Below are 9651 nucleotides of genomic sequence, written 5' to 3'. Positions count from 1 at the left end.
TGGCGGTGTCGTGGTTTCTTTGCGCGATTCGGCGTTGTGGTCGCGCGGGAAAGATCCGCCTTTTCCGGCGAAGCGTCCGTGCCCGGCGCTTTCGTAATCTCGTTCATCATGCCGTTTCCCGACAAGGGAGCCTCGAGCCTCTCAGGGCGACGAAAAGGTCCGGCGGGGCGCTCATGCCCGCCGGTTCCGGCAACTCTGGAGTTACTATGAAAAAAATCATCATCGCCACGCGGGGAAGCAAACTTGCGCTGTGGCAGGCGGAACATATCAGGGAACGCCTTCTGGCGCAGCATGCCGGTCTTGAGGTCGAGCTGCTCGTGCTCAAGACCAAGGGCGACGTCATTCTCGACGTGCCGCTGGCCAAGGTGGGCGGCAAGGGGCTGTTCGTCAAGGAAATCGAGGAAGCGCTGCTTTCCGGCGCGGCGGACATTGCGGTGCACAGCATGAAGGATGTGCCCATGGTGCTGCCCGAGGGGCTCGTGCTCGGAGCCGTGCCGGAACGGGAAATCTGCACCGATCTTTTTCTTTCTGAACGGTATGTCTCGCTTTCCGCTCTTCCTGCCGGGGCCGTGCTGGGAACAAGCTCCCTGCGCAGGCAGGCGCAGGTGCTGGCCCTGCGCCCCGACATTCGCGTGGACATGCTGCGCGGCAACGTGGAAACCCGTCTGCGCAAGATGAAGGAAGGGCAGTACGACGCCATCATTCTGGCCCGTGCCGGCGTGAAGCGCCTCGGTCTTTCGGCAACGTGGCAGGAAGATCTTGTGCCGCCTGCCATGCTGCCCGCCGTGGGACAGGGGGCTCTCGGCGTGGAGATGCGGGAGGATCGGGAAGATTTGCATGAGCTCCTTGCCTTTCTGGAACATCGCCCCACGCGTCTGTGCGTTTCCGCCGAGCGCGCGTTTCTTCGCCGCCTTGACGGAGGATGTCAGGTCCCCATTGCGGCGCACGCCGAGCTTTGCGGCGATGAGCTGAGCCTTGACGCGCTGGTGGCCGGCGTTGACGGCAAAACGGTGATACGCGGCTCTCGACGTTCGGCAGCCTCGCCGGAGGAGGCGGAGCGCATGGGATGCGCCCTTGCGGAAGAGCTTCTCGGCAGAGGGGCCGACCGTATTCTTGCCGAGCTTTACGACGGAGAAGAGGAGAAGGCATGAGTCCCGCGCTGCATCTCGTTGCGCCGCTTTCTGCGGAAAAGCTGCATCCGTCCTGGCCTGCGGAGCGCATTCCGTGGGAGGACAGCCGCGCCATTCCCCGCGGAGGGCGACGCCGTCCTGCCCAGCCCCGGGCTCTGGCCGCGCTGGAACTGGCCGTGCACATACGCAATTCCGGCTACAACGTTTACCTGTCCGGTTCTCCTGATCTCGGCAGGACCTATATGCTGTGCGACTTCCTGGAGCCTCTGGCCCGCAGGGAGGCCACGCCGCCGGACGTCATCTACGTCAACAACTTCAAGGACGAAGATCGGCCCGTGCTCATTCAGCTCCCGGCCGGGCAGGGCGGAGTGCTGCGCGATTCTCTGGCGGACGCCCTGCGGCAGATGCGCGAGGAGCTTCCCGCGAGACTGGATTCCGACGCCTTTTTGCGCAAGCGCCGCGCCGGTCGTGAGGAGTTCCGCGAAAAGCGCTCGGGCATGGTGAAGGAGCTTGAGCGCATGGCCGAGGAGAAGGGCTTTGCCCTTGAGGCCGAGGAGCAGGGTTCGCTTTCGCTTTTCCCCATGAAGGAAGGCAAGCGCCTGAGCGACGAGGAGGTCGCGCTTCTGGATGCGCTGGAAAGGCGGGAGTTCAAGCGCCGTGCCGATCAGCTTCTGCAAAGCATGGCGCCCTTTGTCCGCAAGATGGGCGAGCTTGAGAAAAGCTTTCAGAAGAAGGAGCAGCAGCTTGAACGCGACGCTGCGGAATATCTGCTGAACAGGCTGGTCGAGCCCGTTGCTGCAAAAGCCTGTCGCGTGTGCGGATGCGAAGAGAAGACCGATGCGCTGCGCGCCTTTTTCGACGATCTCCGGGCCGACGTACTGGATCATCTGGAACTGTTTCTGCCCAAGGACGGACCTGCCGTCCTTCCCCATGGAGAGAGCTCGTCTCCGCAGGAACCGGATCTGTACCGCTACAGCGTCAACGTTCTGGTGGACAACGGAGAAATGCACGGCGCACCCGTGGTGGTGGAGGATCACCCTACCTACGGCAACCTGCTCGGCTGCGTGGAGCGGGAATCGGAAATGGGCGCTCTGGTCACGGATTTCACGCTCATCAAGGCCGGATCCCTGCACCGCGCCAACGGCGGCTATCTGATCCTGCACGTCAATGATCTGCTGGCAAACGGTCCTGCATGGGAAGGCCTCATGCGCGCGCTGCGTTCCGGCGTTGCCCGCATTGAGGACCCGGACTTCAACGACACCTCCCGCGTGAAGGGCATAGAGCCCGAACCCATGCCGCTCAATCTCAAGGTGGTGCTCGTGGGCGAAGATGAGCTCTATGATCTGCTTCTTGAGCGGGATGAACGCTTTGCCAAGCAGTTCAAGATCAAGGCTCAGATGGCCTCGGAAACCGAGCGCACGGCCCCCTCCGTTCGCTCCTGGCTCTGCCAGCTTGCCCGCATCATGGACGAGGCCGACCTCCTCCCCTTCGACCGCGAGGCTCTGGCCGGTCTGGTGGATCACGGCTCGGAACTGTGCGAGGATCATCGCAAGCTTTCTCTGCGGTTCCCTCTCATGCGCGAGACGCTCATCGAGGCATCGGCCACGGCGGCCATGGCCGGAAAGGCCATGGTGGACAGGGCCAGTCTCAACGAGGCTCTGCGTGCACGGCGTCATCGTTCCGACCTTGTCGAGGAACTCTTCATGGAGGAATACGACAGGGATGTCATCAAGCTGCGTACCTCGGGAGCGGAAGTCGGCTGCGTCAACGGCCTTGCCGTCACCACAAGCGGTGATTACGAGTTCGGGCTGCCGCATCAGATTTCCTGCACCGTGGGCGTGGGACACGGCGGCATCATAGACCTTGAGCGCGAGGCGGAGCTCGGCGGCCCCATCCACACCAAGGCCATGATGATACTTAAAAGCTACCTCGCCTCGCAGTTTGCGCACAACAAGCCTCTGGTGCTTTCCGGCAGCCTCTGCTTCGAGCAGAGCTACAACGGCATTGAAGGGGATTCCGCATCGGGAGCAGAGCTTGCGGCGCTGCTTTCCGCCATTTCCGAGGTGCCCATCCGGCTTTCCCTGGCATTTACCGGCGCGGTGAGCCAGTCCGGGCAGATCATGGCCGTGGGCGGCGTGACGCGCAAGATCGAGGGCTTTTTCGAGCTGTGCTCCCGCAGAGGACTCACGGGCGAGCAGGGCGTCATTCTGCCCCGCGACAACGTGGAACATCTCATGCTGGATGAAAAGGTGGTCAATGCCGTGCGTGACGGAAAGTTTTCCATCTATCCCGTGACGCACATTGCCGAGGCCATGGAACTTCTGACCGGCATTCCCGCAGGACGTCGCCACAAGGACGGCTCCTTCCCGAAGGACACGCTGTTCTTCAAGGTCGACGAGCGTCTGAGCGAGTTCGGCTGGCTGGCCGAACACAGTTTCAAGACGAGAAGGCGCAAGGCCCGGGCCTGAGCGCAAGGCGTTTTTTCGCGTCGCCCGGGAAATGCGGAAGCGTCGTGCCGGCTCTGCCGGTCGGCGTCGTCCGATGCGTCTTTGTCCTGTATGTCCAATATCCGGCAGGCTGCAAAAAGCCCGTCCGTTGTTCTTCTAAGGAGAGCACGGACGGGCTTTTTTCGTGCATTGCGAAAAGAAGCCGGAAGCTTCATGAAGCGCAAGGACGTTTTTGTTTTCAGACGTTCTTCGGTTCCCTGAGAAGGCACGCGCACACCGCACCCACGACGGCGAGAGGCGTGAGAAGGTGCATGGCCGGGGAAAGCCCGCCCCATGCGTCGGCGGCCCAGCCGAGAACAGGCGCGAACATTCCGCCAACGCTCACGGCCACGCCGAGCGTGATGCCTGAGGCAAAGCCCATGTTTTTGGAGAGATAGCGCTGTCCGAGAACCACCATGGAGCTGAACGGGGCGAACAGGGCTATGGCCAGCGGTGCGAGCAGAAGAGCGGCCAGCCACGGACTCGTCACCAGAGGGAAGACTGCAAGAATGGGCAGGGAAAGAAAGGACGCCCAGCGTATGACGCGGCGGAAGCCCCAGCGGTCGGCGGCTGCGCCTCCGGTGAGATTGCTGGCTACGCCGAACACGGAAAAGAGAACGAGCATGAGATTGCCGGTGGAGGCGGAGGCATGAAACACGCCCTGCCAGTAGAGCGGCAGATAGGTGGTGAATGCCACGGTGAGGCCCATGCGGGTGAGAAGACAGCCGGACAGTATGCCGAACGAGCCCCACTCATTGGCAGCACCGGCGCCGCCGCTTCGAGCTGTGGACGTTCTGGCCGCCATGTCCCAGGCACGGACGCGCCAGAAGAGCAGAGTGGCCATGACGAGGCCGAGCAGGCAGAATGCCGCCGTGCCGTGCAGGCCGAAGCCTCCGAGGGTGAAGCTGCCCAGGGGCAGGCCGCCCACGGCCAGCATGACGATGACCGGTCCCATGAGCATGCCGCCGTTGCCGCCCACGGAAAAGATGCTGAGCCCCACGCCCTTGTGGTCGCCGGAAACGATGTTGGCGTAGCGTGCCGCCTCGGGATGGAAGACCGCGGCGCCTATGCCTCCGATGACCAGAGATGCGAACATGGCGTATTCACTGGAAAGGAAGCCGGTGGCTCCTATGCCTGCGGCGGCCATGAGAATGCCGAGCGGAATGAACCATCCCCGGGCTATCTTGTCGGCCAAGAGTCCGAGACCGGGCTGAACGAGGGAGGCGACTGCGGAATAGGCGAAAGCCAGAAAGCCGCAGGTCTGATAGTCGAAGCCGTGTGCCGCCGCCAGATAGGGCAGCAGGGCGGGCAGGGCGTGGGAATTGAGATCGCAGGACAGATGACCGAGAGAAAGAAGCAGAATTTTTCTGTAGTTCATGGCAATGCGGGGAAACAGGGTGAATGCGTACGGCGACACAAGGTGCGGCAAGCCATGTTAGTCCACGGCCTTTCTCATGGCAAGATGCGGCATGACGGCTTTTCCTGCACCAGATTGCGGAACGGGGGAAGAGAGTCGGTCGGCGCGGTGTTCCGCATTCTTCCATGCGAGCCGTGCTCTCTTTGCAAGGTGAATCCTCCGGCGCAGAATGAGCGCAGGGAAAGCGCCGTTCGCGCAGGCCGGGGGAAAATGTCCTGCTCTGGGCGGCGGAAACCATAAAAAGACCGTCCGCGTTTTTATGCGGACGGTCGGACATTGTTTTCAGATGTTACCGGCGTCAGACGGCGGTGCTACCTGAACAGCTTGAGACCTTCCTTCAGCAGATTCTTTGCTTTGTCTCCGGCCTTGTCGCCATCTTTGAGCAATGTAGAGCCCAGGTGCTTCGTCTGTTCTTCCGCTGCCTTGGCCAGTGTGCGGGAAACTTCTGCTGCCACGAGAAGGGCGGCCCTTGCGAAGCTGGCGCCGGATTCCTTGCGGCCGATGTCGGTCAGCCGGATTTCAGGCAGCGGAACATGGACGGTGAACTTGAGAAGAGGCACGGTGAGCATGGCCTTTGCGTTGCGTATGACAAGCTCGTCGATGATGACCTTCTTTTTGGAAGCATTGTCGTCGGTCCTGACGGCAGAGGCGGAGGAAGCGGATTCTTTGTGTTCGTTTCTGTCGGCGTATTCCCGGACGTTTTTCAGAATGACGTCGAAGTTGCTGGTGTCCTTGCCGAGCTCATAGACAAGTTCCGGGCCGTCGACGGTTACGTTGCGCACGATGACGACGTCCTTGAACACGGAGCCGGTGTCAAGAGCCACGGAAATGGAGGCCACCGTTGCGGCATGGCTTCCGCTGAAGCCCGCAGGATTGCCCAGGGTAAATCCGCTGAACACGCCCTTGCCGGAGAAGAGGGAAAGATCGGCCTTGTCCAGATGCACGGCGGTGCCTGTTATTTTCGGGCCTTCCGTGTTTACGGCCTTTTCCACGATGGAATTGAGGGAGAAGAAGAGAATGATGACGCCTGCAACCAGCAGGATGACCAGAGTCGCCAGAGCGATGAGCCATTTTTTCATGGACTGCCTCCATGAGGAAAGAGAGTTGAACCGGGACCGCGCCGTTAATGTCGTACGGCGCTGCCGGACTGCGGATGACGTTTTCGTGCCGTTTTCCTGCCGTAGAGAGCGGAAGCAACACGATGTTCAGGGTCCGCAGCAGGGACTTTTTGTGCTGAGTGTAGGAAAAGCGGGAAAAGAAATCCATGATGTCTGAAAGACCGTTGAGGAAAAATAAGGAAGAAGAGCATCGTCATGCCCCGGTCGGAACATTTCTACAGCCTGGCCTGCCGGGGCATAAGCAGACAGGCATGAAGGGAGAGCTCCGTTTCCGCCCAGTGCGTCTTGTAAGCCATGGAAGGATGATCGCTCATGCCCATGTCGTAACGGACGGCTCCCTCCTCGCAGAGCCAGTCGAGCTGTTCCATTTGAAGCAGATCACCTATGGAAAAGGCTTTCCAGTCCGTATCATAGCTGAATTGCTGTCCGCGGTAGCAGGAACCGGCCATGCCTCCGAAAATGAAGCCGATGTCTCTGCCCTCATGCATGGCGAACATGACCCTGCCGCCTCGATACAGGGAGAGACGTCGTATCATGGCATGGTAGAACTCCAGAGAGGGAGGTTCCGTCATGCCGCAGTGCCCCTTTCCTTTCCAGCTTTTTTCTTCCACGGCCACCATGCGCGCGTAGACGGCGTCGGCTTCCTTCAGACCTGAGGGTACGACGCGTTCAAAGAGAATGCCGCTTTCTGCGGCCTTTCTGCGGGCCTTTTTCATTTTTGAGCGGAAGTTGCCCGAACGTCTGGAAAGATAACCGTCCATTCCTCCCAGCAGAGAGGCGCTGCGCTGCAGGGAGACAGGCTGTTTCAGAAACCGGAACTGCGGGGAAAGGCGGAGAAAGAGGCGATGGAAGAGTTCACAGCCCCTTTCCATGCCGCTGAGAAGAAAGCAGGGGGCGTGTCCTTCGTATTCCTGGGAGATGAAGGGCAGTGCTTCGGCAAAAAGATCGTCGGCGTCCGGCCCCAGCAGGGGACTTGCCGAAATCCAGTGCGATTCTATGGGAGCGAGAATGACGTGCCCGGACAGCAGCGTGAGCTCAGCAAAGGCCAGAACGTTGTTGTCTTTCGCATGGATAAAAAGTCTTCTGGCGGGCGCAAAGGCATCGTGAAAGGCAAGTTGCCATGCCGGGGTGCAGCTGAAGGGTTCCGGCCTGCCGGAACTGGCGGCCGCATCCGTCCAACGGGCGGTCAGCTCAGGGTTCCAGCCAAGGGAGCCGTGGGAAAGATTGAGGAATTTCATGAACCGTGCCTGCATGAGGTGCTGTGTCGCAGAGAATCGGTGAGAGTGCGCGTCAAGCAGAAAATGTGGGGCGTCGGCAACGAAGCCGCCGTCAGGGATGCACTCGCCTTTTATGAAAGCGAAAAACGACGGTCATTTTTTGTCCTGGGCTTGCGGGAGCGGAGACGGTATTTCCACAAAAAGCGGAGGACATCCGTTTTCTTCCTCACGGGGAGAGGAGGGCAGGGGCATTGTCGTCATGCCGTTTTCGTTCATCCATGCGAGAACCGTCGGCTGAACGTTTTCCATGAGTTCGTCCATGGTATCCCCTTCCGGAGTGCAGCCGGGAAAGTCGGGCAGTTCTCCCGCAAGAGAACCGAAGAGCTGATGCCGTATGAACATGGGGTAAAGCAAGGGGAGCCCTCCTTGTCGAGAGAAGAACGGTGAACAGAGCGACTGCATTTTTTACAAGGGTACGTTTTCCTTGCCGGGAATGCAATGGAGATGGATTTGTTGCGATTGGAAGGAGATGGAGAATCCAGAAAGGACTATAAAAAGCGAAACACCGAGATTGCCGAGATGGAGATAGGACGGAAAGAAAAACTCAGGATATTTTTCACTGAAATGCACGCCTGCATGAAAAACAATGACTCAGAAAAGCGCGCTGACCCTTATCATGTCGAGGGCCATGATTCTTTCCGCGGGTTTGAGTGAGGTGTCGCCCATGCCTTTCTCCCATTATAGGGGGGCAGAAGAAATGAGAATGACGGTATGGCGTCATCCAGTCGGCTAGATGTCGGCTATATGTAGGCCAGGCGCGGGCTTATGGTGGTCCGGCGTCTAAAAAAGGCCGCGAAAAAAGACTTGAGAACGGAAGGCTATTTCAAGAGCGTTTCCGCACGACAAATGAGAATACAACAGCCCTGCCGTGTGTCGTTTTTGACACAAAAGCAGGGCTGTTTTTTTGTCTTTTCTGATTATGCAACGCCGCTATGTTGCGCAGGCTGATCCGAAGCAACAGCGAGTCGATTTTTACGCTCCTCCAGTCGGGCAACTTTTTCTCGTAGTTCCCCGATTTCGCGGAGTAGCTCTTCCTTTTCCTTATAGAGCGTTTCTTTTTCTCGGTAGAGCTTGCGATTTTCCATTGTCAACTCTCGGCGTTCCTCTTCTGATATATTTAATTTTTTCTCAATGTTAGAATAGTCTTGAGATGTTTTTTCCTGGTTCTCTTTGCATACAGAGGAAGCCGAAGTAGCTCCAATGTGCATGGAGCCTTCCCCCTTGAGAAGCCATTCGGATGAAATATCATACGAAAGACAAATTTTCAGAATAACATCTGCACTGGGTGAATTTCTGCCATTTTCATAGCCACCTATAGAACCTTTTGCAATTCCAACACGTTCTGCAAATTCGGCTTGGCTTTCTTCCCCACGTATGAATCGGATGCGTTCTCCCAGTGTTTTCATTGGGTAAAAGTTCCCTACGCCAAAGTTTTACCGCAACTTTTACCTAGCTAATTGCGTAACTAGCTATAAAAATTGACAAATAAAATTTCAGGCGTTTTTAAGTTTTACCCAAAATTTCAGTTTACTTGTCTGAAATTTTGTCCTAAATATGGACTTACGGGCGGTTGAAGTTTTCAACAGTAGCAAAAGGGACTTTATCCGGCCCGCCCCATTAAATCAACGTCCGGGCGCGAACCGCGTTTGGACAGGGAGCAGGTCATGAAGCAGCTATCCTTACTTGACGACGCCATCCGGCTTTCCGGCGTCATGGCGGCCATCAAGACCGCCATGCGCGATGCCGCCGGAGCGCCGGAAGGCGAAGGAAGAAAGATGCTTGCCGACCGCCTGAATGAAATAGCACAGCGGGCTGGCATCAAGCTGACAGGCGGCAATACCCTGTCCATCAGCAAAGCCACTCTGGACAAGTGGCTGGCCCCCTCCGACACGTCGCATCCTCCCTCCATTCTGGCCCTGCTGGCCTTCTGCCGCGCCACCGGCAATGTGGAACCATTCCGCGTTGCGGCGCGTGCGTTGGGATTGGATTTGATGACGGAAGAAGACAGGAAGCTCCGAGACTATGGGGCTGCGGTTCTGGAGATGAAGGCGGCGCGTCAACGCAAGCGCAAGCTGGAGGAAGACTTATGACCCGCGAAGAATGCGGACGCCTACGCTATGAGGCTCGCTATGCAATCCGGGCCGTCCTTGTCGAGCGAGGCTTGAGCATGTCGGAACTTGGACGGCGCATAGGCGTCACGGCGGAGCTGGTTTCCGCCACAGT

Annotated in this window: 9 protein-coding genes; 4 read left to right on the top strand and 5 right to left on the bottom strand. The window is 58.6% G+C overall.

Annotation, left to right across the window (positions count from 1 at the left end; translation table 11 throughout):
* Nucleotides 1-206: 206 nt before the first annotated feature.
* Both hemC and Q0J81_RS08635 read left to right on the top strand, forming a co-directional pair.
* Entirely contained in the window at nucleotides 207-1151 is a 945-nt protein-coding gene (gene hemC, locus Q0J81_RS08640; protein WP_294447220.1) for a hydroxymethylbilane synthase, read from the top strand.
* The gene (locus Q0J81_RS08635; protein ID WP_294447219.1) at nucleotides 1148-3598 is read left to right on the top strand and encodes a Lon protease family protein; all 2451 of its coding nucleotides are present in this window, start codon (nucleotides 1148-1150) and stop codon (nucleotides 3596-3598) included. Before hemC ends, Q0J81_RS08635 begins: the two co-directional genes overlap by 4 nt.
* 217 nt (nucleotides 3599-3815) lie before the next feature.
* Here Q0J81_RS08635 and Q0J81_RS08630 read toward each other — a convergent pair whose 3' ends face one another.
* From Q0J81_RS08630 to Q0J81_RS08615, 4 genes are all read right to left on the bottom strand, one after another.
* Nucleotides 3816-4994 (bottom strand): MFS transporter, encoded by a 1179-nt coding sequence (locus Q0J81_RS08630; RefSeq protein WP_294447218.1) that lies wholly within the window; start codon nucleotides 4992-4994, stop codon nucleotides 3816-3818.
* Nucleotides 4995-5344: 350 nt separating this feature from the next.
* Nucleotides 5345-6112 carry a hypothetical protein gene (locus tag Q0J81_RS08625; RefSeq protein WP_294447217.1) on the bottom strand — a complete coding sequence of 256 codons (768 nt, stop codon included), beginning with the start codon at nucleotides 6110-6112 and terminating at the stop codon, nucleotides 5345-5347.
* A gap of 254 nt (nucleotides 6113-6366) precedes the next feature.
* Complete coding sequence (locus Q0J81_RS08620; RefSeq protein ID WP_294447216.1) at nucleotides 6367-7389, bottom strand: GNAT family N-acetyltransferase; 1023 nt, start codon at nucleotides 7387-7389, stop codon at nucleotides 6367-6369.
* Nucleotides 7390-7521: 132 nt separating this feature from the next.
* Entirely contained in the window at nucleotides 7522-7782 is a 261-nt protein-coding gene (locus Q0J81_RS08615; RefSeq protein WP_294447215.1) for a type II toxin-antitoxin system HicB family antitoxin, read from the bottom strand.
* Between the two features lie 84 nt (nucleotides 7783-7866).
* Between Q0J81_RS08615 and Q0J81_RS08610 the strand changes: the two genes are divergently transcribed.
* The gene (locus Q0J81_RS08610; RefSeq protein WP_294447214.1) at nucleotides 7867-8082 is read left to right on the top strand and encodes a hypothetical protein; all 216 of its coding nucleotides are present in this window, start codon (nucleotides 7867-7869) and stop codon (nucleotides 8080-8082) included.
* Nucleotides 8083-8345: 263 nt separating this feature from the next.
* Here Q0J81_RS08610 and Q0J81_RS08605 read toward each other — a convergent pair whose 3' ends face one another.
* Nucleotides 8346-8834, bottom strand: coding sequence for a helix-turn-helix domain-containing protein (locus Q0J81_RS08605; protein WP_294447213.1), 489 nt, complete (start codon nucleotides 8832-8834; stop codon nucleotides 8346-8348).
* Between the two features lie 258 nt (nucleotides 8835-9092).
* Between Q0J81_RS08605 and Q0J81_RS08600 the strand changes: the two genes are divergently transcribed.
* Nucleotides 9093-9518, top strand: a complete 426-nt coding sequence (locus Q0J81_RS08600) for a hypothetical protein (protein WP_294447212.1) — start codon at nucleotides 9093-9095, stop codon at nucleotides 9516-9518.
* The last annotated feature ends 133 nt before the right edge of the window (nucleotides 9519-9651 follow it).

Origin of the sequence: uncultured Mailhella sp. (assembly GCF_944324575.1) — a bacterium.
Classification (GTDB): Bacteria; Desulfobacterota; Desulfovibrionia; order Desulfovibrionales; family Desulfovibrionaceae; genus Mailhella.
This window is presented reverse-complemented; position numbering and strand designations above follow the sequence as displayed.

Excerpts from the sequence above, each read along its gene's own strand:
- hemC (WP_294447220.1), top strand. The coding sequence starts at position 207 with ATGAAAAAAATCATCATCGCCACGCGGGGAAGCAAACTTGCGCTGTGG.
- Q0J81_RS08635 (WP_294447219.1), top strand. The coding sequence starts at position 1,148 with ATGAGTCCCGCGCTGCATCTCGTTGCGCCGCTTTCTGCGGAAAAGCTG.
- Q0J81_RS08630 (WP_294447218.1), bottom strand. The coding sequence starts at position 4,994 with ATGAACTACAGAAAAATTCTGCTTCTTTCTCTCGGTCATCTGTCCTGC.
- Q0J81_RS08625 (WP_294447217.1), bottom strand. The coding sequence starts at position 6,112 with ATGAAAAAATGGCTCATCGCTCTGGCGACTCTGGTCATCCTGCTGGTT.
- Q0J81_RS08620 (WP_294447216.1), bottom strand. The coding sequence starts at position 7,389 with ATGAAATTCCTCAATCTTTCCCACGGCTCCCTTGGCTGGAACCCTGAG.
- Q0J81_RS08610 (WP_294447214.1), top strand. The coding sequence starts at position 7,867 with ATGGAGATGGATTTGTTGCGATTGGAAGGAGATGGAGAATCCAGAAAG.
- Q0J81_RS08605 (WP_294447213.1), bottom strand. The coding sequence starts at position 8,834 with ATGAAAACACTGGGAGAACGCATCCGATTCATACGTGGGGAAGAAAGC.
- Q0J81_RS08600 (WP_294447212.1), top strand. The coding sequence starts at position 9,093 with ATGAAGCAGCTATCCTTACTTGACGACGCCATCCGGCTTTCCGGCGTC.